This is a genomic window from Citroniella saccharovorans (assembly GCF_035481615.1).
In the GTDB taxonomy this organism is placed as follows: domain Bacteria; phylum Bacillota; class Clostridia; order Tissierellales; family Peptoniphilaceae; genus Citroniella; species Citroniella saccharovorans.
Window position 1 is genome coordinate 23,117 of record NZ_JAYKOT010000003.1, and the last position, 26,736, is coordinate 49,852.

22 protein-coding genes are annotated in these 26,736 nt (G+C 28.6%); 17 read left to right on the plus strand and 5 right to left on the minus strand.

Translation table 11 applies throughout. The features are described 5' to 3' along the window. Positions 1 to 59: 59 nt before the first annotated feature. The 3 genes from VLK81_RS02655 (at position 60) to VLK81_RS02665 (ending at position 3,830) form a co-directional block, all read left to right on the plus strand. Entirely contained in the window at positions 60 to 362 is a 303-nt protein-coding gene (locus tag VLK81_RS02655; protein WP_324618995.1) for a hypothetical protein, read from the plus strand. Between the two features lie 40 nt (positions 363 to 402). Beyond that, on the plus strand, positions 403 to 2,865 hold the full coding sequence (locus VLK81_RS02660; protein WP_324618997.1) for an ABC transporter permease subunit: 2,463 nt from the start codon (positions 403 to 405) through the stop codon (positions 2,863 to 2,865). Positions 2,866 to 3,233: 368 nt separating this feature from the next. After that, positions 3,234 to 3,830 (plus strand): ABC transporter ATP-binding protein, encoded by a 597-nt coding sequence (locus VLK81_RS02665; RefSeq protein ID WP_324618999.1) that lies wholly within the window; start codon positions 3,234 to 3,236, stop codon positions 3,828 to 3,830. A gap of 101 nt (positions 3,831 to 3,931) precedes the next feature. Here VLK81_RS02665 and VLK81_RS02670 read toward each other — a convergent pair whose 3' ends face one another. After that, positions 3,932 to 5,104: an O-antigen ligase family protein gene (locus tag VLK81_RS02670; protein WP_324619001.1), complete on the minus strand. Its 1,173-nt coding sequence runs from the start codon at positions 5,102 to 5,104 to the stop codon at positions 3,932 to 3,934. 499 nt (positions 5,105 to 5,603) lie between these two features. On the opposite strand from VLK81_RS02670, the gene VLK81_RS02675 reads away from it, so the two are divergent. The 4 genes from VLK81_RS02675 to VLK81_RS02690 all read left to right on the plus strand — a co-directional run bounded on the left by VLK81_RS02675 (position 5,604) and on the right by VLK81_RS02690 (position 10,013). After that, entirely contained in the window at positions 5,604 to 6,539 is a 936-nt protein-coding gene (locus VLK81_RS02675) for a hypothetical protein (RefSeq protein WP_324619003.1), read from the plus strand. Further along, positions 6,532 to 7,563, plus strand: coding sequence for a hypothetical protein (locus tag VLK81_RS02680; protein WP_324619005.1), 1,032 nt, complete (start codon positions 6,532 to 6,534; stop codon positions 7,561 to 7,563). Before VLK81_RS02675 ends, VLK81_RS02680 begins: the two co-directional genes overlap by 8 nt. A gap of 427 nt (positions 7,564 to 7,990) precedes the next feature. Then, the gene (locus tag VLK81_RS02685; protein ID WP_324619008.1) at positions 7,991 to 8,929 is read left to right on the plus strand and encodes a hypothetical protein; all 939 of its coding nucleotides are present in this window, start codon (positions 7,991 to 7,993) and stop codon (positions 8,927 to 8,929) included. Continuing rightward, positions 8,922 to 10,013 carry a hypothetical protein gene (locus VLK81_RS02690; protein WP_324619010.1) on the plus strand — a complete coding sequence of 364 codons (1,092 nt, stop codon included), beginning with the start codon at positions 8,922 to 8,924 and terminating at the stop codon, positions 10,011 to 10,013. The genes VLK81_RS02685 and VLK81_RS02690 overlap by 8 nt, the downstream gene beginning before the upstream one ends. Positions 10,014 to 10,114: 101 nt before the next feature. Here VLK81_RS02690 and VLK81_RS02695 read toward each other — a convergent pair whose 3' ends face one another. Continuing rightward, positions 10,115 to 11,152 carry a ribonucleotide-diphosphate reductase subunit beta gene (locus VLK81_RS02695; RefSeq protein ID WP_324619011.1) on the minus strand — a complete coding sequence of 346 codons (1,038 nt, stop codon included), beginning with the start codon at positions 11,150 to 11,152 and terminating at the stop codon, positions 10,115 to 10,117. Between the two features lie 11 nt (positions 11,153 to 11,163). Continuing rightward, positions 11,164 to 13,689 carry a ribonucleoside-diphosphate reductase subunit alpha gene (locus VLK81_RS02700; RefSeq protein ID WP_324619013.1) on the minus strand — a complete coding sequence of 842 codons (2,526 nt, stop codon included), beginning with the start codon at positions 13,687 to 13,689 and terminating at the stop codon, positions 11,164 to 11,166. Between the two features lie 197 nt (positions 13,690 to 13,886). Here VLK81_RS02700 and VLK81_RS02705 point away from each other — a divergent pair, with 197 nt between their 5' ends. The 10 genes from VLK81_RS02705 (at position 13,887) to VLK81_RS02750 (ending at position 24,194) form a co-directional block, all read left to right on the plus strand. Next, positions 13,887 to 14,192 (plus strand): hypothetical protein, encoded by a 306-nt coding sequence (locus tag VLK81_RS02705; protein WP_324619015.1) that lies wholly within the window; start codon positions 13,887 to 13,889, stop codon positions 14,190 to 14,192. Between the two features lie 234 nt (positions 14,193 to 14,426). Then, entirely contained in the window at positions 14,427 to 15,275 is an 849-nt protein-coding gene (locus VLK81_RS02710) for a uroporphyrinogen decarboxylase family protein (protein WP_324619017.1), read from the plus strand. Positions 15,276 to 15,298: 23 nt separating this feature from the next. Beyond that, positions 15,299 to 15,949: a corrinoid protein gene (locus tag VLK81_RS02715; protein WP_324619018.1), complete on the plus strand. Its 651-nt coding sequence runs from the start codon at positions 15,299 to 15,301 to the stop codon at positions 15,947 to 15,949. Then, positions 15,939 to 16,958, plus strand: coding sequence for a uroporphyrinogen decarboxylase family protein (locus VLK81_RS02720; protein ID WP_324619020.1), 1,020 nt, complete (start codon positions 15,939 to 15,941; stop codon positions 16,956 to 16,958). The genes VLK81_RS02715 and VLK81_RS02720 overlap by 11 nt, the downstream gene beginning before the upstream one ends. Then, positions 16,951 to 18,519: an ASKHA domain-containing protein gene (locus VLK81_RS02725; RefSeq protein WP_324619021.1), complete on the plus strand. Its 1,569-nt coding sequence runs from the start codon at positions 16,951 to 16,953 to the stop codon at positions 18,517 to 18,519. The genes VLK81_RS02720 and VLK81_RS02725 overlap by 8 nt, the downstream gene beginning before the upstream one ends. Next, complete coding sequence (locus tag VLK81_RS02730) at positions 18,512 to 19,579, plus strand: uroporphyrinogen decarboxylase family protein (protein ID WP_324619023.1); 1,068 nt, start codon at positions 18,512 to 18,514, stop codon at positions 19,577 to 19,579. The genes VLK81_RS02725 and VLK81_RS02730 overlap by 8 nt, the downstream gene beginning before the upstream one ends. Positions 19,580 to 19,593: 14 nt before the next feature. Beyond that, the gene (locus VLK81_RS02735; RefSeq protein ID WP_324619025.1) at positions 19,594 to 20,952 is read left to right on the plus strand and encodes a Na+/H+ antiporter NhaC family protein; all 1,359 of its coding nucleotides are present in this window, start codon (positions 19,594 to 19,596) and stop codon (positions 20,950 to 20,952) included. Between the two features lie 518 nt (positions 20,953 to 21,470). Further along, the gene (locus VLK81_RS02740; RefSeq protein ID WP_324619026.1) at positions 21,471 to 22,379 is read left to right on the plus strand and encodes a class C sortase; all 909 of its coding nucleotides are present in this window, start codon (positions 21,471 to 21,473) and stop codon (positions 22,377 to 22,379) included. 2 nt (positions 22,380 to 22,381) lie between these two features. Further along, positions 22,382 to 23,266: a class C sortase gene (locus tag VLK81_RS02745; protein WP_324619027.1), complete on the plus strand. Its 885-nt coding sequence runs from the start codon at positions 22,382 to 22,384 to the stop codon at positions 23,264 to 23,266. After that, a complete protein-coding gene (locus tag VLK81_RS02750; protein ID WP_324619029.1) occupies positions 23,250 to 24,194 on the plus strand; it encodes a class C sortase in 945 nt (314 codons plus the stop codon). The genes VLK81_RS02745 and VLK81_RS02750 overlap by 17 nt, the downstream gene beginning before the upstream one ends. 140 nt (positions 24,195 to 24,334) lie before the next feature. Here VLK81_RS02750 and VLK81_RS02755 read toward each other — a convergent pair whose 3' ends face one another. Both VLK81_RS02755 and VLK81_RS02760 read right to left on the minus strand, forming a co-directional pair. Continuing rightward, positions 24,335 to 25,297 (minus strand): TraX family protein, encoded by a 963-nt coding sequence (locus tag VLK81_RS02755; protein WP_324619031.1) that lies wholly within the window; start codon positions 25,295 to 25,297, stop codon positions 24,335 to 24,337. Positions 25,298 to 25,461: 164 nt separating this feature from the next. Next, complete coding sequence (locus VLK81_RS02760; protein WP_324619033.1) at positions 25,462 to 26,496, minus strand: LiaF domain-containing protein; 1,035 nt, start codon at positions 26,494 to 26,496, stop codon at positions 25,462 to 25,464. Positions 26,497 to 26,736 lie beyond the last annotated feature (240 nt).

Consider the following 26,736-nt stretch of genomic DNA (forward strand, 5'->3'; position numbering starts at 1 on the left):
ACAAAATATAAATACAATGATAAAATACTAATTAATATAACAAGAAAGGATTGAGTAATATGAAAAAGAAAATATTTATAGTATTTAGCTTACTATTTATTTTGATTTCAGTATTACCAAAAGAAAACGTATTTGCAAAAGATTTAGATGGTTTAAAAATTGAGGAAGAATTACGAGGCCCTGTTAGTGAATGGATTCCTTATGAAGTTAAATCAAAGTATAACGAGGGAAAAAGGATTTGGAGAAGAGTTTATTCTGATGGACACTGGTATGAGGGCTACCTTGACTATGATGGAGTATATATTGACAGGGATAGTAATGTAACATACTACTATAGAGGTGCTTTATTCTTAGCTGACTAATTTTATGGGCTAGATAAGCTAGCCCTTTTGGAGAAATAATATGATTAAATTTGAATTTACTAAGGTATGGAAGAAAAAGTATATATTACTTCTAATTATTCTTGCTTTTTTGCTAGCTGGTCAGTCTTTATCAGTTATAAAATCAAAAGGAGGTATTTTTCATTTAAATGAAAAGCAAATGTATGATAGAGAATTTTATTTAAATACCTTAACTCAGAGGCTTTCAGATACTATAAATCTTTCAGATGAGGATTTTAAAAACTTAAGTACACTTGCAGTCGAAAAAGATATAAATATGATGATGCTAAAGAGTGAATTATACTCTGACTCGATGGATGAAAGTGATATTTATAAATTAAGAGATATTACCATAGAATATGGCAAAGAAATGGAAAATATAATTAAAGACTACAAGTTAAGTATTCCAAAAGACATGCAAAAAGCTATAGAGTGGAATAACTTTGAGGATGAGCTTATGAAGAAATATAATACAGCTCTATTTACTGGTCCATCAAGTATGCATGCTTTATCTCCATTTAGAATTCTTATAGGGTCGAGCAAAACCATATTTGGCGTTATTCCAATTATCTTTTTTATGATTTTGACTATCATGATGGTGTCTAAAGAAAAACTAGATGGCAGTCTATTATTATCTAAAACAATGCCAGTTAGTAGAGAAAAAGTTATTTTTTCAAAGTTATTTGTAATTCTTTTCCTGGCTTTATTATATTCAATTTTGGCTATTATATTTAGTTTAGTCCTTTCAAGTCTTTCTGGGTATTATTGGTTAAATGGTCATTTAGATATATATAGAGTATTTAAAGCTTCAGATGCAAAGAGATATTATTTGGCATTTGAGTTACTTATTAGAATTGTTATAGGATTTCTGATAATGATTTTGTTTTTCTCTTCTATAGCCCTTCTTATATCTAATAGAATTAAAAATTATTTTACATCAATAGTAATTTTAAGTTCTCTTTTACTTATAATATCAGTTTTAACTAGAACCTTTGAAAGCTTTAGATTATTTATAAATCCAATTTATAGTTTATCTTTTAAAGATAATATATTAGGATTTGTAAATTTTTCAAGAGGTGAAAATTTTAATCAGCAAAGCTATGTATATTCTAAGGACATAATCTATTATTTAAATTATTTTCTACTATCTATTATTATCACCCTAGTTTCTACTTTAAATCTACAGGGCTCAAAAGCTACTTATAAAGAAAAAAACTATGATAGTAAATCTATTTTTAAATTTGAATATGTAAAACTAATAAGAAATACTGCTGCATCATCAATTTTTATTTCTATTGTTTGTGTATTTTCAGTATTATTTTTCATCTCTTTTGCAGAGGATTTAAAACTTAAAGATTCTTATGAGAATAGTAACTCCTCTGCTGATTATTTTGCTTCAAAATTAGAAAATGCAAAAGATAATGCTAGATTAAATCAAGTTGATTTGGATGACGAGACTAAAACTTTTGTTAAAGATATTAGAAAATATGAAAAACTATACAAGGATGCACTCAATGCTAATAAATATATCTCTGAAAAAAATGGAAAAGATTATTATAAACTAAAAATGACAGAGTTTTTAGATGATGAATTTGCTGGGGGTGAAGTTATAAAAGATAAACACGTTACCCCTTTTAGCATCAATGAATCAGTAGCACTATACAACTACCTATCAGATAATAATATTAAACCATATTTACTTTCAGATAACTTCTTCTTGTCATCTTTTGAGACTTTGGTTAAAGATTATTATAATTACTTAGAAGATAATATAAATTCTCATTCAGCAAGCTATATTCCAAGAAGAATAGAAAGAACATATCCAGTAGATTTAATAGTAATAGTTTTAATAAGTCTACTGTCTTTAGGAGCATATTCATTTGATAAAGAAAATGGAAACCAAATAGAATTACTTTATACTCAGCCAGCTACTAGAAAAAAATACCACATAAATAAAACATTAGCATCATTTCTAGTGGGACTTTTAGGGCTAGGAATAATATTTTTACTAATATTTATATTAGGATTTATAACAGAGGGAATGGGAGATATAGATTTTCCAGTGGTAGAATATTTAAGAGATGCGAATTTAGAAACAATAGCTATAGGAGAGCCATATTTCAAGATAATTCCAATATGGAAATATAATCTTAGATTAATAATTAGTTATATTTTTCAAATAGCATTTTTAGCAAGCCTAGGAAGTTTAATCTCAATTTTTGTAAAAGAAAAAATAAAAGTAGTAGGTCTTAGTTTAGGAATAACTGGACTAATTATTTACCTACAAAATCTAATAAAATCTCCAATCAAAATCATTAGTCCATTTACACACATGAATGCAAGCAAGATAGCAAATGGAAGTATGATAGTAAAATCTGGCTTAAAGACTAATAATATTTTCATTAGTCTAATTGTTTTATCTGCATGGACAGTACTTTTATTAGTAGTGGGGATTAAAATAGCAGAGAAAAGAGAAGTTAAATAAAGATAAATTTAATTTGATGAGCTAAGTATATTTTTTATATGCTTAGCTCAGAGTGTAGACAAAATCCAAAAACGCTTATCCGACTGCAGAAACCCCAAAATTCTAAATTTCATAATCCTGTAAATCGCAAACTCGCTAACGCTCAAACAGTGCGATTTACGGGCGGATTATTTCAATTTGAATTTCTTACAATTTCTTTCGTATGGAAAGCTACTTTTTGGATTTTGCCACTTTGTCAACAACCTGGAGTTGAGTATATTTATATATGCTTAGCTTTTTTTAGAGTAAATAAATTTTTGATTGATATCTTTTTATATTATATAATAAATAAAAGATTAGTTTATCCTAGATAAAAAGGAGGTAAGAAGTTGACAATTAGGCTTGAGAATATTCGTAAAATATATAAAAATACGGGAATTACTGCTATTGAAAATTTTTCTCACGACTTTAAAGATGATAGATTTATTGTTTTTGCAGGAAGAAGTGGAACGGGCAAGACTACCCTTTTAAATATTATTTCACTCATAGATTTGGATTATGAGGGAGATTATTTTCTTGGAAGGAGAAAAATCTCGTCCTATAGTAGAAAAGAAATTGAAATTTTAAGATCAAAATATTTTTCAGTAATATTTCAAGAGTATGAACTTCTTGAAAATGAATCTGTTTTAGAAAATGTTGCCATTAGTCTAGAGAAAAAGTTATTTTCTAAAAAAGATAATGAGTATAAAGTATATGAGATGCTTAAAAAACTTGAAATTGAAGAACTAATGAGTAAAAAGGCGAAGTTTTTGTCTGGCGGTCAAAGGCAAAGAGTAGCAATTGCTAGAGGGCTTATTAAAAATCCAAGATTTATTATAGCCGATGAGCCAACTTCCTCTGTAGATGATATATCAAAAAAGATAATTTTAAAAACTTTAAAAGAATATGTGCTGGAGGACGAAAAAGAGAAAAATTTTTCTAGCTAGTCATGACAGAGATTTAATAGATTATTTTGATGAAAAAAAACTTATAGACTTAGGCTAAAAGGAAAGTATCTTTAAGGTACTTTCCTTTTTTATAAAAAAATTTAACTTAATGGGAAAAGCGGATTTAAACCATCAAATGCTGCATCTTTCTTGGATAGACTACATAGATAGCAAATTGGGAAAAACAATAGATAAAAACACTGGTGGTTTAGGATAGTTACATCTAATAGTCCGTGGGATAAAGTCATTATTATTAGACCAATAGACATATTATAATATTTATTAGAATCTCTTATAATTAATTTTAAGAAAATATCTTTTACAAGTGGATAAAGTATATATAATCCTAGAAGTCCAAAATTAATAAGCATATCTAGGAAAAGATTATGTGCATGAATAATAGTAAATTTTCCTACATTAGGAGAAATTACAAACATTGAAAAAGGACCAGCCCCTACTAAAAAGTGAGTCTTTAAAAAATTCTCAGCTCTTGCCCATATTTTTTTTCTAACCATTAGATCTTCTTCAAAACTATCAAGTCTAGTATATTCAAATTTTCCTGTAACTTGCAAATAAAATATACTCACGAAAAAAACAATTATGAGTAGGCTCAGAACTTTCTTGTCCTTGCTCTTTAAAAGAATATAAATAGAGCCAACAAAAGATCCAAAAAGAGCCCCCCTACTTCCAGAGTGAATGAGAGCAAAAAATGCAAATATAACATATGTTAGGTAAATGAGATTTTTATATCCTTTTTTATATACAATATGGCTTAGTCCATAAATAAGCATAAATCCAGCGATCATCCCATAATAATTAGCATTTAAAAATATAGAAGCAGTTCTACTTTCGGTTATAAACTTTATTAAAGATACTTTGCCTTCAAGATTTAAATAATTGTTGATTAGGATTAGAAAAGATCTAGAAAACCAAAAAATACTTACACAGAACATTGCCCTTAGGGAAGTTTTGAAAGTTCTTGTATTTATATTGTTGTAAATAAATATAAAATCAACAAGTACAATATAAAATGAAATACTTGCTAAAATTCCAAGTATATTTGTAAATATAAGGCTCATAACTAAGGAATATATGACAAATAATCTGATATTTTTATAGTATTTAAAGGATTTAACGCTTTTAAAATAATCACTATTTATAAGTATGTAGTAAAAGTCAAAAACCAAGATAAAGGCTGCAAAATAAAATGGTAGTAGAATGGAGATAGAAGTTACAACTATTAATTTTTCATTTGTAGTCATCTGATCGTACATTTTATCCACCTAAATCCTTCTATAATATTATTCTATTATAACCTATTTTCCTTTAAACTTCACTATTATTACAAAAATGTAATCTTTAAGGGCTGATTTTTTTTGCTTAATAAGATACAATTTATAGTATAAAAAATATGGAGGATAAAATGGAATTTTTAGAAAAGAATTGGCCCTATATATTTATAGTTTTAGGTAGTCTACTTTTAATATATGCTTTTGTAGATATTTATATTAAAAAGAGAAAAAAATAGAATCTTAGGATTAAAATAAAGAAAAATTTATATATTTATTTTGAATACTTTTATTTATGTATTTTTTAAAAAATTTCAATCTTTACCTTTACTAAAATATATAAGTTTTCTCAGAAAAAAATTTTTATAAAAGACGCTAAATATATTAAAAAAAATAAATGATTTATTGTTTAAGAATAAATTTATTGGGTATATAGATAATAAGTACATTAAAGTACAAAGATATTAACTTGGAGGTGGAACTTATGAAACAGTTTATTTTTAAAGATATTAGGCTTAAACTTCTCTATATACTTCTTTTATCAATCACCTTTATTTCAATGACAGTTATAAAAGATAGATTTACCAATCAAACTGAGATTAAAAGAGGTGTTACTTATAGTGATAGATACCTTACAACTAATGGTGAGCCTCTTGATCTCAAAAAATTTGATCCGAATAAGTTTGACAGGGCTTCTATTTTGACTTTTTATAAAGGTGAATCTTATGCTTCAATTTATGATAGGGCAACAACACTAACTCATAGATTAATCTCATTTGAAGTTGAACAAAAAGAGCTATTTAGCGATAAATCCATCATGGAAAAAGAGCCTTTAGCTATCCAGCTAAAGGCTGATCCTAAATATAGGGATAAATTTGAAGTAATTTCAAAAGTAAAGGATAGTAAGGAGGAGGATATTTCATACTACGTAAACCTTACTTCTCAGGATTCTTTTGGAGATGAAGTTTACCTATCTAGCTACAGTTTTGGAGAAGGTCAGGTTGAAGAATTAATTAAACTTCTTGTAGATAATGGTTATAAGTTAGAGAATTTAGAGCCAGCCTTTTTTGAATATTTAAAAATGATTAAGACAGATTCTCAGTCTAGAATATATATTCTTATCACTATTTCTGTATTTTTTGTATATTTAAGTGCTTTAAGAGAGTATGTAAAATTAAATAGAAAAAAATATTATATCTATAAGTTAAATTTAGCTCAAGAGTCAGTCTTTTTAAGAAATGAAAGAGATAAGTTAGTATTTTTTGCTATAATATCTGTACTATTTTTTACATTTTTAAAACTTACGGCTTCTACTAGCCTATCTAGCTTAGAGGCAGCTACAATTCTCTTTATAATATATATAGCTACAATATCTTTCCTATATATTAATTTTGTATTGGAGGGGAAGAAGAATGAATAATTTAGTGAAAGGCATAAAAGATTTTTTTAAGGCTGATAGTGTTTTTAAAACAATTTTATTAGTAGCTACATTTGTTATTTTTGCTCTTCCTATAGATGCTTATATTAATCATAAAGAAATAGGTCTTGACTATAAGGAAAATGAAAATGTAAAGAGATTTCAAGTTTTAAAAAGTTTAAAGACAAAAGATTTAAATAGTGATGAATTAGTTAAGAATTATAGTAACTTATTTGATAAAGATGTTATAAGTGCATTTAAATTTAACGATGAATATTATGTTTTTGGAGATAGAGATATTTTAAGTGAGTATTTTAATGCTGACGAAGAAATTAATATAAATGTTAGAAGGAAGGACATAAGTAAATATACTTTTAATAATAAGGAATATGATACTAGTCTTATAAAAAGAACATTTTCTAATAATAATTTTTTGGATGCTGAAAAAAGTGAAATTTATATAGTTTTACCAGATAAAGATCCTAGGGAAATGATGGAATTTTTATCTTTCTTATCAGTAGGCAAAAGCGAGAAGCTTTTTAATATGATTAGTAGCACAATGATAAATTCTAATAATGAGGATAAAATTAGTGAATTTAAAAAAATTGTATATGATCTTGATTGTAATCTTTGGGAGCTCGAAGAAAATAACTCAGATAGTATCTTTTACCGCAAGGTTATGCTTAGACTATTAATTCTCATTATACTATTTATAATACTTAGCCTATCATATAATTTTGAAGGTAGGATCCTACTTTATGTAAGAGAGGCGTCCATTAAAAATATAGAAGGACTTAGTTTATCTAGTCTTTTACTTAGATTTTCATCCTATATTTTGACCTTATCATTAATATCCCTAATAATATTTTATATACTCCTTATAAAGCTTTTATATAAAGAGACTATTTTATTTACTTTTCTTTTTGCCCTACTTATTTCAGCTTTCTTAATAGGAGTGGTCTACTTTATGCTAAAAAGAAAAAATTTAACTGATAATCTAAGATTGGATTTTAAAGAGGGAATGTAGCTAGTGTAAAAGATATAGAACTAAAGCCGCTAAAATCATTTATTAAAGAAATGACTTTTAGTGGCTTTAATTTATATTAGCTTTTGTTAGATTACATATATTTTTAATAAGTGCAATAAAAATGTGTATTTCTAAAAACTTTTACATATTTATTAAAAAAAACAATAAATATGTTTATTATCACGATAAATGGGTATATTAATAATAAGTGTTAAGCAAACACTTAAATAAAATACCTAGGAGGGTTAATATGAAAAAATAGAAAAATAATCTTATTGTAAAACTTAAATAAAAATATGTAATAAGAGTTATGGATAAATTAAACGAAGGACCAAAGACTACAGTTTTTGGTGGTATTGGATATAATAATGTTCTATATAAATTTAATAAATAAATTTAATAAGTAATTTTAAAAGGAGAAGGTATAGTGAAAACTATATTTAAAAATATTAGGCTTAAACTTTTATTCGCTTTTCTGCTTGTAGCTGTCATTTTATCCTCATCTATTATTAAAGCAAGATATATGTCGAATACTCAAATTAAAAAGGGAATAACATATAATAGTTTATATTTTACTAGTAAAGCTAAGCCCTTAGAAGTTAAAAAATTTGACCCAGGTAAATTTGACTCTGTATCATTTTTGACTTTTTATAAGGATAAAAGTTACGCGGGCTATTATGATGGAGGAAGAAGATTATATAATGAGCTTTTATTTTGGGAAAATGGTCAAAGAATAATTTTTAGTGATAAAAGTGTTTTTGAGGGAAGATTAGAAGCTGTCGAGTTAAGAAAAGATCCAAAGTTAGAAAAAGAATTTGAAATAATAGGAAGGGTAAAGGATAATAGGGAAAGTGATATTTCTTATTATGTGAATTTAACTGGACTGGATACTTTCGGAGAAGAAATATATATAGTTAACTACAATTTAGAAGATAAAAATGTATTAGAATTTAAAGAATTTCTTAAAGAAAATGGATATGAAGAAAATACTTTAAGCCCAGATAATTTTGAATTTCTTAGCTATATAAAAGAAGATTTTCAGTCTATTATTTATTTAATTATAAGCATATCTACTATATTTTTATTTTTTAGCTCTGTAAGGTCATATATAAAACTAAATAAGAAAAAATATTATCTATATAAGATAAGTAATAGGGGAGGAAATATCTTTTTAGCAAATGAGTTAAATAATATAATATTTTTCTTTATATGCTCTTTAATATTCTTTATTTTCTTTATATTATCTAAAATTTCACCACTAAATTTTTTAGAGATTGGAATAATAATTTTGGCTATTTTTATTTTTAGTTTTCTTTCTCTTTATATAAATTTTAGCTTGGAGGTTAGAAAAAAGAAAAATGAATAATTTTATAAATGGAATTAAGGATTCTTTTAAGCTAAATAATATATTTAAAGTTTTACAAATATCGGTTGCTATCTTTCTATTTGTATATCCTATTAGCTCCTTTTTATATAATCAAAAAATAGGAATTGAGTGGGGAGAAAATCCAAATCTTCAAAGGTTTTCAATTGTCAAAAATCTAAAACTAGAACACCTAGATCATGCGGATGAAAATACTAGCTCTTTAGATATATTAAATAATAAGATTGATGAGTATGATAGCTTTCTCTCTACTGGGGGATTTGTAAGTTTTAGCAATAACAATGGTATATTTTATATCTTTGGAGATAGAGATTTACTAAGTGATTATTTTAATGTAGATGAAGATATAAATATAAATGTATTAAATAAAGATATAAAAGATTATTCTTTTAAAGGTAAAAGCTATAAAACTAGTTTAATAAAGAAAAACTTCGTAACTGGATATATTATGGATCCAGAGATGGATGATATTTTTATAGTATTACCAGATATTAATGCAGCTAAGGCAATTGACACTCAGGATTTTCCTAAGTCTGATCTTGGAATTAAGGGAAATATATTTGAAGAAATTCTTAAAAATACTATGATTGACATAGATGAAGATGAGAAAATAGAAGAATTTAAAAATTATATAAGAGAGGATACTGACTATAGTATAAAAGAAATAAAACACGAAGAAAAAAATGGTTTAGATTTTTACTTAAAAAGCATATTAGTTCTTGTACTTGTTTTATCTGCCACTAGCTTTATTGGTCTATCTTATAATTTTGAAGGGAAAATTTTTCTCTATGCAAGAGAGGCATCTATTAAAAACATTGAAGGCTTTAGTATAAAAGGCATAATGAATAGATTTATGGGATATATTGTTGGCTTGTTATTAATTTCCCTATTCATTTCCTATATATTATTTTTAAGATTTATGGATTACAATTTGCCTCTTATTATACTTTTGACTTTCATTTTTTTGACTCTTATTTTCATAGGATTGACACTTATAGTTTACTTTATGCTTAGAAGAGAAAATCTATCTGAAAATTTAAGACTAGACTATAAAGAGGGAATTTAACTTTAAATAAATTTATAGAAAATAAAATATTATTTTAAATTAAAAAAAGAGTCCAAAATCACTTTTAAAGATTTCGGACTCTAATATTTTTTTCTTATATTTTATAAATCATCTTCAATTACGCTAGATTTAGCATAAGCAGAAACCTTTGCTTCAAAGAAGTCTGTCTTTACTCCATTTGGATCAGAATATTTTGACACCCAAGACATTTCATCTGGTTCATTTTCATATCCTTCATATATAATCCCAAGTCCAAGTGCTTGACTTCTAAGATTTCCCAAATATTTTAAGTAGGCTGTAACATTATCCATAGTAAGCCCTTTTATATTTTCTCCTATAGCGTATTTAGCCCATTTTATTTCTTCTTCAACGCCTTCTTCAATCATCTTTTTATAAATTTTATTTTTTTCTTCTGTAAATAAGTGTTTTCTTTCTTTTTTTAGTTCCAATATAATAGACCTAAAAAGCCAAAGGTGAGTATTTTCATCCCTATTTATATACCTAATTTCTTGAACAACTCCAGGCATTTTGTTTATTCTTCCGAGTGCATAGAAAAACATAAAACCAGAATAAAAGTAAATTCCCTCAAGTATATAGTTAGCTATTAGGGTTTTCATTAGATTTTCTTCTGTTCTTTCATTAAAAAAGTCGTTGTATTTATCTCCTATGAATCTATTTCTACTTAGAAGAACTTCATCATCCTTCCACTGATATAATATTTCATCCCTCTCTTGAGGTTCGCATATTGTATCTAATATATAGCCGTAGCTTTGAGAGTGAATAGCTTCTTGGTAGGTTTGAATATTTAGACATAGATTGATTTCATTTGCAGTTATAAATTCACCAAGATTTGGAAGATTTGCTGTTTGAAGTGAATCTAAAAAGATTAGGAAGGAAAGAATTTTATCAAAAGCTCTTTTTTCTTCCTTTTCTAAATTTCTATAGTCTTTTATATCACTAGTTAAGTTAATTTCTTCAGGTATCCAAAAATTATTCATAGCTTGCCTATACCAGTCGGAAGTGAATGTATATTTAATATTGTTAAAATCATTTAAATTTGTTGTATTTCCGCCGATAATTTGCCTTTTAGTAAGAACTGTGTCTCCATTTTCATTGAATAAATCTTTTCTTTTTAACATTTTTCCTCCTATTAACTTGAGCAGCTGTCACATTCTGGGACTTCAAGTGACTTGCTTCTTACATAATATATAGATTTTATACCCTTTTCATAAGCTCTTATATAAAGATTTAAAATAGTTTTCATAGTAAAATCAGTAGTTATATATAAATTTAGAGACTGAGCCTGGTCAATGTGCCTTTGTCTAATTGAAGCAGAATCAACAACATAATTTTGGTCAACCTCATGAGCATTTTCATATAGCCAAAAAGTTTTTGGATTTAAGTTCGGACTAACTCTAGGAAGTAGGGCTCCCTTTTTCTCTTCTATAAAGAACCTACTCATAACTGGGTCGATGCCAGCAGTAGTGCCGGCTATAATAGAAGTAGATCCAGTTGGGGCAATTGCCATTATATAACCATTTCTTAATCCATTTTTTTCTATTTCTTTTTCAAGTTCCTTCCACCTTGAGCTAGTATAATTCCTCTTTTTAAAATAAGCACCAGTTTCATAATCAGATCCTTTAAAATAAGCATAAGAACCTTTTTCTTTTGCTATATAATTGGATTCTTTAAGGGCGTAGTAGTTTATATCTTCATATACTTTATCTGCAAAAGCTAAATGCTCCTCACTTTGAAATTTAATACCATTATTTATTAGCATGTGGTGGTAGCCGCTTGTTCCAAGCCCTATTGACCTATATTTTTGGTTGGTAATCTTAGCATAACTTACTGGATAAAAGTTTAAGTCTATAACATTATCCAAGGCCCTTACGCTTGTTCTTACAACAAATTCAAGTTCATTTTTATCATTTACATCAATATTTCCAAGCACAAGAGATGCTAGGTTACAGACAACAAAATCTCCTGGAATTGATTTTTTAGAAACTACTATGTTTCCATCTTCTTCAGTAATTTCCTCTCCAATTGTTTTTATAGGACTCGTATTTTGCATAATTTCTGTGCATAAATTAGAGGAGTAAATTATTCCCTTGTGAGAATTTGGATTTAGATTATTAACTGTATCCCTATTAAATACAAAAGGAGTTCCAGTTTCAACAAGTGACTTTATAAAGAGTCTAACTATATCTTTTACGCTTAAAACCCTTCTGGAAATATTTGGATTATTAACAACTTCTAAGTATTTTTTTTCAAACTCCTCTCCATAATAATCTTCAAGGCAAAATCCCATCTTGCTTTCAATTTCATGTGGATCAAAAAGCGGCCAATCAGCGTCCAAATTTTCCTCGCAAAGTTTCCAAAAAATATTTGGAACGCAAATTCCAGGGAAAATGTCGTGCGACTTCATCCTATCGTCACCATTATTAGTTCTTAATTGTAAAAACTCTGGTATATCCTTGTGCCATATATCAAGGTAGCAGGCACATGCACCCTGTCTTACACCTAGCTGGTCAACTGCAACTGCAGTATCATTTGCAAGTTTTATCCACCTGGTTACTCCGCCTGCAACTCCCTTATATCCTCTAATATCAGAGCCCATAGACCTAACTTTTCCAAAATATAGGCCCATTCCGCCTCCATGTTTTGAAACTTGGGCGAAATTATCAATGGATCTATAAATTCCTGTTAGGGAGTCGGGAACAGTATCTATAAAGCAGCTTGAAAGCTGATGGAAAGGTCTACGTGCATTTGATAGAGTAGGAGTTGCCATAGTAACCTTTAGTTTAGAAAGAATATCGTAAAAATCTTTAGCATATTTTAGCTTTTCTTTTTCTTTCATGGCAAGGTGCATAGCAATCCCCATAAAAAGCTCTCCCGGTCTTTCTAAAAGTTCACCATCTGAATTTTTTAAAAGATATCTTTTCATTAATAAGTCAAGACCTGGGAAGTTAAATAATTTATCTCTCTTAAAATCTATATATTGGTAAAGTTTATTAATCTCATCTTCATTATAATTTTCAAGTATATAGGAACCATATAGACCTTTTTCTGTAAGGAATTTTAGTTTTTTGTAAAAAGATACTAGCTCATACTTATTTTCTTTTTCTCTAACTAGTAGGTCTATTTTTTTGCTTAAAAATCTAGCAGAAATATATTCCCAGCTTGGCTCTTCCTTGCTTGTTAATTCACTTGAAGTTTTTATAAGAATATCTAAAAGCTCTATATCACTTTTATTTTCGTTGGCATAGGGAGAAAACTTATTGTATAGATACATTAAGTTATAAGAATCTTCCTTAAATTCATTTTGTATTTCTCTAATTAAATCTAAGATTTCTTCATTTTTAATATAGATAGAAAAATCTTCAATGGTTTTTCTCATAATAAAATGTGATTGTCTATAGAGAATGTAGCTTCTAACTACCTTGTATTCATTATGCTCAATTAGTGAAATCTCAACAAGGTCTTGAATTTCTTCTACACTTACAGTGTGGGATTTGGGAAAAGACCTGATAGCTTTTTCCTTTACATCTTTTGCTATTTGTGCAATTTTCTTTTCATCTCTAGGTTTAGCCACGGAATCATAGGCTTTAGAAATTGCAATTTCAATTTTTTTTATATCAAAATCGGCTAGAGAACCGTTTCTTTTCTTTATTTGCATTATACCTCCAATAGTATATAAATTAATAAATGTAATTAAACTATACCCTATATAGTATAAAATTTATATCAATAAAACACTATTTTAAAACTCTTTTTTTCTATTATTATTTTTTTACATAATTGTAACTGGAATTTAAAGTTATTTTTTTATAATTGGGTATATATATAAATATAGACACTAAGGAGGTTTATATTATGGATAATATTAAAGATAAAATAAATGAACTTAAAAAAGATGCAGACAAAAAAGTGAAAGAAATAAAAAAAGAAGCCGATAAGAAAGCTAAAGCAATGGAAAAAAAGGCTGAAAGGAAGGCAAAAGACATAGAAAAGAAAGCTAGTAAAAAAGCTAAAGATGCTAAAAAAGAAGCTGATAATAAAAAGAAAGATTTAAAGAAAATGACTGAAGATAAGTTTGATGATATAAAAAGAGACTCATCAGATCTTCTAAGAGGAATAAAAAAGAAAGCAGAAGATACTATTAAAGATTTAAAAAAATAAAATTAAGTCTTCAAAATGATTTTATTCGACCCTTGGTAATAAATTTTATTTACCAAGGGTCTTTTTTGTGAAATTTCTAATTTAAAATATTCAAAAAAACGTACTCATAAGAATATCTTATTGATTATAAAGTCTCATAAGAAATATTTATAACTAAACAGCAAAATAAATGATATAATAAAGATAGATAATATGTTAATTAGTTTTAAAATCTATTTTTATTAGACTCAACACATGAAAGGAATAAATAACTTGATTAAAGATTATATATGCCCAGACGTTAAAAATGAAATTTCTGAAGATAATTTGAGGGAAAATTATGATTTTAAAAAAGGAGAAGATATATATAGATATATTAAATCTTTAAATAATCCTTCTATTAATTTTCTTCCGCTAGGTCACAATATTCTTGCAGAAGCTTTAGGAGGCAATGTTTCTTTTCCATCCAATTCTACTACAAGAACTGGAAAAGCAATTTGCAAGAGCTTAGACGAATGCTTGGAGCTTCAAAATTTAGAGAAAAAAGAATTTAGCCAAATGACAAGTGAGATATTAAAAGCGATAGAACTTTTAAAAAAAGATAATATTAAGCTAGCTATAGAGTTATCTGGACCTGTTGGAACCTTGGATGGACTTGTTAGCTTGTCAAATGTTTTTAAGGCTTTTAGAAAAGATAGGGAAAAAATAGATATTTTATTTGAAAAAATAAGTGATTATACTTTAAATTTTACAGATTTATTGTCTAATATGGGAGTAGATATAATTAGTTTTGCAGATCCATCAATTGGAGTTAAGATTGTTGGAGAAAAAGTGCTTACTGATCTTATAAATTCTTATTACCTATCACTTATTAAAAAAATGTCTGAAATCACTTATGGAAAAAGCTTAATCCATACCTGTCCAAAACTTTATTTAAGCTTTAAAGCTCTTGGATTAATAAAAGAGGATACAATTTTTTTTGAAGATGAGATAAAGTATAAGGATGCACTTTTATCACTAGATAAAAAATCTTTAACAGGAGCAAGATGCATCAACAATTTAGAACAAAATGTAAAGAGTATAAAGATTTTTAGTTTAATATAGTAAATTTTAGAAAGGGGTTAGTCATGGAAAAACAAGAATATATGGAAAAATTTTCTGATTATGTTGTAGATATGGAAGAAGAGGAAATCGAAAAATTAGCGATTGATTATATAGAGGAAGGTTATGATGCATTTGATGCAATTATGGAAGGATTAATTCCTGGTATGGATAGGGTTTCAGTCCTATTTGAAGAAGAGGAATATTTCGTAACCGACCTACTACTTTGCTCAGACAGTATGTATGCGGCTTTAAATGTTTTAAAGCCACACATAAAAGAAGAAAAACTCACTAAAAAAACAAAGGGAGTTATTGGCGTTATTCAAGGAGATACACACGATATAGGCAAAAACCTTGTTAAGATAATGATGGAAGCTGGCGGATTTGAAATGGTAGATCTTGGAAGAGATGTGCCTGTTGAAGAGTTTGTAAATGCAGTTGTTAATGATGAAGATATAGAATTTGTTTGCCTATCTACACTTATGACTACAACTATGCCTGGAATGAAAGCAGTTATTGAAGGTTTAGAGGAAAAAGGGGTTAGAGATAGGGTTAAAGTTATGATTGGAGGAGGACCTATTTCTAGAAAATTTGCAGAACAAATAGGAGCCGACCTTTATACTGTAAATGCTGTTGAAGCTGTAAAAGGAATAAAGGAGTTACTAAGTGGAAAGTAAGAAAGAAAGGCTACTTAAGAGCCTAGATAATATAAAAACTGATAGACCTCCTTGCATCTGCCCTGGAGGTATGATGAATATGATCACTAAGGACTTAATGGAAAAAATTGGAACATATCTTCCAGAAGCTCATAAAAATAGGCACGATATGGTTAAGCTTATAGAGGCTGTTGTTGAAGAGTCTTGTTTTGAAAATTATGGAGTCCCTTTTTGTATGACTCTTGAAGCTGAAGCCTATGGAAGCGATGTAGATTATGGTTCTGATATTTTTGAACCTCACGTTGTTGGATTTTTAATTGATGAAATTGAAGATTTTAAAAATTTAAAAGAAATGGATTTTTCTAATAGGGTTGAAGAAGTTCTTTCTGCTATTGAAATTTTAAAAAGTGAAGGAAATAAGGACATTCCTATTATTGGGAATGTTACTGGACCAATTAGTTTAGCTACTACAATATTAGATCCTGTAAAGTTTTATAAAGCTCTTGTAAAGAAAAATAAACTTGCTCATGAATATTTAGATTTTCTAACAGCTGACCTTGTAAAACTTGCTAATAAGATGGCTGATAGGGGAGCTGATTTGATAGCAATCGCTGATCCTAGTGGTACGGGTGAGATTTTAGGTCCAAAGAGATTTGAAGAATTTACAGTCTATTATATTAATAAAATTGTTGATAGCTTGGCAAAAAGAAATATTAAAACAATAGTGCATATTTGCGGCAATATGACAGGAGTTTACAAGGAAGTAAATAAGATTAGGTCAAATACTTTAAGTTTTGATTCTATGGTTTCTATGACAGAGGCTAAGAAAAATTTAAAAGATAGGGTTCTTATGGGAAATGTTTCAACTTATGCATTAGAATTTATGGAAAGTAGCAAGATTAAAGACTTAACTCTTTCCGCTAAGAGAAATGGCTCATCTATTATTTCACCAGCTTGTGGTCTAGGTATGAAAACCCCTATCGAAAATATTAAGGCAATGCTTGAAGCATTAGAGGAAGAGAATGCATAAAGTTATAGTTAATGACAAGGAATTTTTTTGTCAAGATGGGGAAAATCTTTTAAAGTTTTTATTAAAAAATGGAATCTATATAGAAAATCCGTGCAATGGCAAGGGAACTTGTAAAAAGTGTGGAGTTTATATAGAGGAGATTTCAAATAATCAAAATAATGACTCTGATCATATTTTTAAGCTCAGCTGCGAATATGAAATTAAGGGAGATATTGTAGTAACAATAGCCGAAAAAACTGAAGGATTAAATATATTAACGGAAGGAAACCTACCAGATTTTGAAAAAAATTTTAGAGATGGATATGGGGTTTCAGTAGATATTGGAACTACTACTATTGCTCTTGATTTAGTTAATTTAAAAAATGGAAATTTTTCAAGCATAGGTTCGGTGAATCCTCAGAAAGCTTATGGACTAGACGTATTAACAAGAATATCTTATGAAATTGAAAATGAAGATGGAAAGGATAATCTTCATAAAAAAATTATCGATGAGATTAATAGGCTTACTAAAATTCTTACAGATAAATGGGGAATTAAACAAGAAGACATTGTTGAATTTGACATATCAGCTAATACAACTATGACCCACTATCTTTTAGGACTTGAGGCAAAAAGCCTAGGAGTATTCCCTTATAAAACAAAATTCGATGGAACATATTCTATAAGGGCAAGAGAGCTTGGGCTTTTATCAAATGAAAATGCCAAACTATATACAGCAGCTCACGTATCTAGTTTTATCGGAGGAGATATTACATCAGGCTTATATATTTCTGGCCTTTACAAGTCTAATAAAAACGCCTTATTTTTAGATATTGGTACAAATGGGGAAATGATTCTAATAAAGGATGGAAAGATGTATGGAGCCTCGGCTGCTGCAGGCCCAGCTCTTGAGGGAATGAATATTTCTTCAGGCATGAGGGGAGAAAATGGAGCCATAGAAGATCTTAGAATTAGTGAAGATGGATTATATTTAAAAGTTATTGGTGATAAAGAACCGCTTGGTATTTGCGGCAGTGGCATCCTATCTTCTATTAGTGAACTTGTAAGATGCGGATTTGTGAAAGATTCAGGAGCTTTTATAAAGTTAAATGACATAGATGAGGGTGACTATAGAAGAAAATATTTAAGGCTAGATGGAAATAAAAGAGAGTTTGTCTTGGATGAGGAAAAAAATATTTTCATTTCCCAAAAGGATATAAGGGCAGTTCAACTTGCTAAGGGTGCAATTCTTTCTGCTTTTCTATCTCTTTTAAAAGAAAGTGACACAAAACTTGATGATATAGATGAGGTGTTGATAGCTGGTCAGTTTGGGTCATATCTATCTAGACAGGCGCTTGTTGGTGCTGGGATTCTGCCAAAGCTTCTTGAAGATAGGATCAATTATATAGGAAATTCTTCAAAAATAGGGGCATATATTATGCTTATGGAAAATGGGGCAAGAGAAAAAATTGAGAAAATTGCTAGTGATGTTAAACATATTGAGTTATCATTAGACGAAAATTATGAAAAATTATTTAGTAAATGTTTGTTATTTAAGGAGGTTGATGTAGAAAATGTTTAAGGATAAGCTAACACCAAAAGAAAGAATGACTCTCTTTTCTCAGGGAAAAGAAATAGATAGGTTGCCTTTAGTTCCTGATGGTGGAGTTACAATGGCTTACTATTTTGGAAAAACAACCTATGAATATTACCATTCAGCAAAGGTTATGGCTGAGACAGAAATAGGACTTTTTAACAAGTTAAGGCATGATTCTTTATGTATATCAACAACACTTAGAGGAATGGCTGAAGCCATGGGAACAAAAATAAGGTATCCAGAGGATAATATATCTTTACTTGAAAAGCCTGTCGTTGAGTGCGAAGAAGATATAGACAAACTTACTATTATAGATCCATTTAAAGATGGAAAACTCCCTCTACTTTTAGAAGCCTTACAAATCATTAGAGATAGGGTTGGAGATGAAGCAGATATTGGAGCATCAATGACAGCTCCATTTAGTGCATGTGCATCCGTTGTTGGAACTGAAAGATTACTTAAGTGGATGAGAAAAAAACCTGATGCTGTACACAAGGTTATGGATATTGTAACTAGGAACAATGAAGAATATATAAAAGCTTTGGGAAAACTTGGCTTTACAACTGGATTTTGCGATCCTGTATCTTCAACATCCCTACTAAAACTTGAACAATTTAGGGAATTTTCACTTCCATATTTTAAGAGAAATATAGAAGCTTGCCATAAATACTTAAATTCAAAACCAACTGTTCATATTTGCGGTAAATCTCATGAACTTTGGGAAGATTTAGTTCAGTGTGGAATAGGCAATTTTTCTATAGATAATATAGAAGACTTAGAAGTTGCCAAAAATGAAATTGGGGACAGAGTGACTATAACTGGAAATGTCCCACCTGTTGATGTTATGTACTTAGGAAAAAGAGAAGATATTTTTAAAAGTGTTAAAGAGTGTATTAGGAAGGCTCATGATTCAAAGTGCGGATATATAGTTTGCACTGGCTGCCAAATTCCTAAAGGAACACCTTTTGAAAATATTGAATCTTTTATGGAAGCTGGTAGAGAGTACGGCTCCTATCCTATTGACATAGAAAAATTAAACAAATAAATGGAGGTAAAGAAATGGAAAAGAAAAAACCAAGTGGACTAGCCCTCATACCTTTTTTAGTTTTTGTGGCTTTCTACTTAATTAGTGGTATTGTTCTTCAAATGAACGGAGTAGAAATGGCATTTTATCAAATACCATCTCCAATCTCAATTACTTTAGGTATTGTAGTAGCCTTTGTAATGTTTAAGGGTACTATTGACGAAAAAGTAAATTCTTTTGTAAGTGGCTGTGGTGATGAAAATATTATCATCATGTGTATTATTTATTTACTAGCAGGAGCCTTTGCTGCTGTATGTAAAAAAATTGGTGCTGTTGATTCAGTTGTTAATTTATTTTTAACTTATATACCAGTTAAATTTATTACTGCTGGAGTATTTATTATTTCTGTTTTTCTATCAACTGCATCTGGCTCATCTGTAGGAACAATTTTAGCACTTGGACCTATAGCTTTTGAATTATCAGTAAAAGGAGATCTTAATTCAGCTTTAATGCTTGGAGCTTTGGTAGGTGGAGCTATGGCTGGTGACAACCTTTCACTTATTTCAGACACTACAATAGCTGCAACTAGAACACAAAATGTTCAAAATAAAGATAAATTCCTTATGAACTTTAAAATAGCAATCCCTGCAATCTTACTTATTTTTATAACTTATCTTATAGCAGCTAGACCAACATCAGATGTGCCACTTGATATTGGAACTTATAATTTTCTTAAAATTATTCCATATTTATTTGTAATCATTGCATCATTATCTGGAGTTAATGTTTTTGTTGTACTAATGAGTGGAACAATTATTGCAAGTATAATAGGAGGATTTTATGGAGCATTTGATGGATTAATTAGTTTAGCTCAAACAATTTATGAAGGTTTTACTTCAATGACAGAAATCTTCCTACTTTCTATGCTAACTGGTGGACTTGCTCATATGGTAAGACAAGCTGGTGGAATTGATTGGTTAATTCTAAAGATTAAGAAGATGATTAAGGGATCAAGATCAGTTGAACTTGCAGTAGCAAGCCTTGTTTCTTTAATTAACTTATCAGTTGCAAATAACACTGTTTCAATAATTATAGCTGGACCAATTGCAAAAGACCTTTCAAATGAATATAAGGTTGACCCAAGAAAAATGGCATCATTACTAGATATATTCTCTTGTATAATCCAAGGAATAATCCCTTATGGAGCTCAGCTACTTATAGCTTCAGGCTTCTCAGATGGAAAAGTATCTCCTGTAGAGATAGTTCCATTTGCTTGGTACTGCTTTGCCCTAGCTATATTTGCACTTCTTTCAACTTTCCTTAAGTTTTCAAATGCAAAAAATGAATGGGATTTTGAAAATGATAGACCTATGGAATTAGCTAGTAACAAATAAAAATATAAATACTCTCAAAAATTATAAAACTACTGGAAAAATTAAAATTTTTCTAGTAGTTTTTTACTTTAAAATGCCTTTTTACTTTTATCTTGATTGCTTATAATAGAAGTAAATATAATTTGGCCTTTTAAGTTTATTTTTATATTTTCTATAATAAGAAATAAAAAATTCTTATTTCATATTGTAGTTAAAATATAAAACTTAAAATAATTTGTGGAATATTTTACAAAAATGATATATAATAAACAGTAAATAAATTTAAAGCTGTACAATTTGATTGAAAAGTATGAATATAAAATTTAAATACAGAAAAAATAAGATTTTATATTTCATTTTTAGAGACTAAATTTTAATACATATTTCCTATATATTAAACTTTATATTTATTAAATTAATTTTTAGCTAAGATATATAGAATGATTTTTTTAACTGCTAATTTTATCATATTATATGGTATAATTTTTATAGTGATTCCCATAATCATTGTCTATATTTTCTAATTGAAAGGAAAAATTATGAGTAAAAAAATTAAGAAAAAAAAGAAAAAATCTAATATTCTTTTTATTATAATATTTTTTATAGGACTTGGAGTTTTATCCTACCCAATGATTTCAAGATACTATTATAGGATTGAAGCTAACAATCAGGTTCAAGACTTTAAAAACGAGGTTAGCAAACTAGATAAGGAAGAAATTGCAAGAAGGATGAAACTTGCAAGAATTTACAATGATACATTTGTTAACCACCTTGAAAAAGACCCATATACTGATAAAGAAAAATCAGATGCTGGGGCGGAATACGCAAGAATGCTTGAATTGCACGAAAAAATTGGTCATATTCAAGTTCCCAAGATAGATATAGATATTCCTATATATGCCGGTACAAGCGAAGAAGTTTTACAAAAGGGAGCAGGCCACCTTGAAGGAACAAGTTTACCTATTGGGGGAAACTCTTCTCACACAGTTATTACAGCTCACTCTGGACTTCCAAAAGCTAGGCTTTTTACAGATTTAAATCAGCTTGAAATTGGAGATAAGTTTTACATTCACAATATTGAAGGCGTTATGGCATATCAAGTAGACCAGATAAAAACCGTCGAACCTTCAAACTTCAGTGACCTACTTATTGTAAAAGGGCACGACTATGCAACTCTTTTAACCTGTACACCTATTATGATAAATACTCATAGGCTTCTAGTAAGAGGTCATAGAGTTGAGTATGTTGCAGCAGTTGATGAAAAATTAATTGCCGACAATATCGCATCTTTCCAATACAAGTATATGTTCTATGCTTCACTTATTGTAATTGTTATATTGCTTATGATAATTATCCATCTAAAGAGAAAGAAAAAGAGAATAGAAAGAACTTTAAGAAATAATGCAGCGAAAAAAATAGTGGATAAGAGTAAGGAAAGCGAAAATTAGTCATGAAAAAAAAGGCAAAAAAAAATTTTGGTAAGGGAAGAAAGATTTTCTTTGGACTACTTTTCTTGCTTGGATTTTTGATTATGATTTATCCAATAATTAGTAACCAATATTATAGAATAGTTCAGGAGGGTGAAACTTTAAAGTTTATTAAAGCACAATCTAAGCTTGATGATGCTGAAATAAAAGAGAGGCTTGAGCTTGCAAAGGCTTACAATGAAACACTCGACCCTTCAAGACTTTCAGACCCCTATACAGATAAGGAAAAAAAGGGGATTGCAGCTTATGCAAAGATGCTTGAATTAAAAGAGATGATTGGCTATATTGATATACCTAAGATAGATCAAAAAATTCCAGTATATGCCGGAACCTTCGAGGAAGTTTTACAAAAGGGGGCTGGCCATCTTCAAGGAACGAGTTTACCTATTGGAGGAAAATCTACCCATTCAGTAATAACAGCCCACAGAGGTTTACCTAAGGCAAAATTTTTTAGAGACCTTGATAAGCTTGAAAATGGAGATATATTTTTCTTCCATAATATAGCTGGAACCCTAGCTTATGAGGTAGATCAAAAATTAACTGTTGAACCTTCGAATTTTGATCCTGTTTTGGTAAAAGAAAATGAAGACTATATGACTCTTCTTACATGTACTCCCTATATGATCAATTCACATAGACTTCTCGTAAGAGGCCATAGGACAGAATATGTTGGTCCAATTGATGAAGATAAGATTATAAAGGGACAAAAAGATTCTATTTATGGAAGATTTTTACCATATTTACTTGTATTGTTAGGAGTTTTATTTGCTATTACAATATATGAGTTAGTGGATTATGTACGTTTTAAAAAGAAAGTGGGGATAAAGGAAGATGAACAAAAGGATTAGAAAAATTATTGGCTATATTCTAATAATCCTTGGTATAGCCTTACCCTTATTTGCATTTACAAAATTAACAGTAAACTCTTTTATGTCTAGATCAAGATACGTGAGTTACAAGGATGAATTTCAAAAAATCGATCCAGACTCACTTAAAAAAAGAGAAGAAGAAATTATAGAATATAATAAAAAAATTAAAAATCAAAGCGAAAAAGCAGTTGTCGATCCTTTTGAAGCAAATGATTATAGGGCTAACTATGAACTTAAAACAATTGGACAAGATGAAATTTTTGCCTATATGATTATTCCCAAGATAGATGTTATAAAGCCAATCTACTTAGATGCAAGTTATGACCATCTTGATAAGGGCTTTGCACAAATTGAGGGAACAGGACTACCAGTTGGAGGAAGGGGAACAAGATGCGTAATTGCTGGTCATAGAGGCTGGTATGGAGATACATTTCTTCTACATGCAGATGAGCTCGAAAGTGGAGATGAGATTTTCATTGATAGAGGAAGTGAAGTTTTAACATACTATGTAACTGACAAAGAAATTATAGATGCAAATGACTGGAAAAGTTTGGAGCCAAAAGAAGATGAGGATATGCTAACCCTACTAACTTGCCACCCACCAATTCCACCATTTCCAGATAGACTTTTAGTAAATGCCGTTAGAAGAAGTGACGAGATAAAGGAAGACTTTATAGAAGAAAGTTCAGAAAAAACAGATGAAAATCCGAGCGGAAAAATAACGGTTAAGAAAATTGATTTAGACAAACTTATTAGTTCAACCAAGGTAAGCAACAAAACACTTATAACTAATATAGTAATTTATACATTTACACTTATAGGTTATATTGCTCTTTTCTTTACCATCTATAAATTTATTAGATTTTTAAAAAAAGAAAAAAGAGGGGCAAAACAGCTGAAAAGATAGAATAATAGATAAAAGCAAAATGGATATATTTTTTAAAATATATCCATTTTTTAGTTGAATTTTTAAAAAATATTATTTGTATTTTCTATCTTATAAATTCTAGTTTTTTATTTAGGATTTAAATGCTAATTTTTTATATTTTATATTATCCCCAATTGATAAAGGAAGGAAAATATAAAAAGTAGGCTTATATGAAGCGGATAAAAGATATAGGTAAATATTCTAAATACCTTATTATTATATCCTTTTTTGCCATTATATAGAAAAGCTACTAAAACGGATACTAGTGAAAAGACAAATAATAAACTTATCTCCTCTCCCATAGGTATTGGGTAGTAGTAGGTGAAATAAAGCCAGCAGGTAAGGGTGATAAGTTGAAGAAACTTAATTTTTTTAAACACATATAGTAAAAAGATTAGTAAAACGCCCTTGTAGCCGTAATCTGAATTTTTTGTAAATACAAATATAGTAAGTCCTGCCATAATTGCTAAAAGCACAATTTCAATTAATTTTTTACCATCAAATTTTTTAAATCTCAAAATAATAGAGTCTAAAATGTAGGAAACAAAAGCTCCTGTAAATAGCGTGTAAAATACATTTAGTTTTGTAGGATCCAGAATATAGACTCTGTATGGAAGCGAGTACAGACTAATTATAGAAAGGCTGGATGCCAAGAGATAAAATAGGCAAAATTTCTTATTTTTATATTGAAAAAAGTAAAATACTAGTATGTTTGTTGATATAAGTGCAAGAATTTCAAGCGGTTCTAGACTTAAATTAAATTTTAAATTTGAAAAAATTTCAAAGAAGCTAGTAAAATTTTGCATAATGCTATCTCCACCATAGTGCATAAGTACAAATGGAATTTCTGAAATAAAGGCAAAAAGAACAAGTCTTTCTAGATATTTTTCACGAGATTTTGTCTTTTCAAGGCCATTAGATATATTAAATGCAAATATTGGAAAAGCAATTCTACCTATAGATCTTAATAAATAGGTTGTTTTGGATGAAAAAAGTCCTACTCCATAGTATCCAAAAACCATGGCAAAATGGTCTATAAACATTGTTATAAGTGCTATGAGTTTAATTTGAAAATGGGTCATCTTATCCTCCTTTTTTATAATTATATAATAATTTATAAAAATTAAAAAGACCGGCAAAGATATATTTGCCGGTCAAAAAAAATTATAATAAGATTTATGTGTAAAACTCTTATCCAATTAAGTTAAGGATAAAATCTTTTTATTAAAGGACTTTTATACTTATATTATTCTTTATTCTTTTTATATTCTATATGAAATTCTCCAAATAGAACTGAATTATTAACATAGAGCCTATGAGATGGGCTAGGAGATGAAAAACTTGGAATTTTAGTTTCTCCAAAAAGCGTTGAACCATTTACATATACAACCCAAGATTCTGGGATCCTAATTGTAGTCTCTCCAAATAGAACGTTATTAGTAATATAAATATCCCTTTCTTTAGGAGTAACTCTTGAAAGATCAACTTTTAATTCGCCAAATGTGGCTTGAAGGTTTGCTCCAGTAAATTCATCAGAATCTACCACAAGCTTGTCTTCTCCAAAAAGGATACTTTTAGTAAGGTAGTCATTGTTTAAAAATACGAATCCCTTGTTTTTTTTCTTGATTTGGTAAGATTTTTTATTTTTTAGATTTGAATCGTTGATGTTTTTACCTAATTCCTTTGCTTTTTCAGAAAGATCTCCAAGTGCAACATTTAAATCATCTAATATATTATCTGGTATGAGTTTTTTTCTAGAGTCTTCTTGAACTTTAGCTTTTTCTTCTGAATTTGTTTTTTCACTCTCGACATATTCTTTTTCATCTTCAAGATCTAAAATTTCTTTAAATTCATTTTTAGAAAAATCCCAATTTGAGTTATCGATAGCTTTTTCCCATTTCTCTTTGTAAAGCTCGTCCCTTTCTCCTTTGTCAAAGTCGAATTCTTGTCCTTCAAGCTCGTTTGAGTGGCTATCTTTGTCATTATTGAAGAAAAATAATATTCCAAAAGCTATAAGAATAACTGCAAGGATTGGCACTAAAGTATATTTAACTCCTTCTATAAATCCAACTGCAGAAAGTGCTAAACTCATTAGAATAATTAAGATAGATACAAATTTATTTCCCTTTTTCTTTTTTAACCTATCTATTCCCAAAAAAGAAAATGCTATAGGCCAAGCCCCTAAAACGTGATTAATTGCAAACATTGGGTCTCTGTAGTAAGATAAAATCATAAGTATGCCAATAGCTATTATAGGTACTGATAAAAATTTCTTTTTCATTTCATACTCCTTACTAAAATTTAATTTGTTTATAAATACATTATAACATAAACTAAATAAAATTTAAATATATCAATCAATAAATTAATTATAATGATTTAATAATTAACTTTTCTTTATTTTTATATATTTTTATATTCCTAAGTTTAGCTTATAATTGATTATATTAAAAATTGTAATAAAATTGTAATGATTGAATTAATTTATTTAAGTAAATTAAGTGTATAATATAGGTGGAGG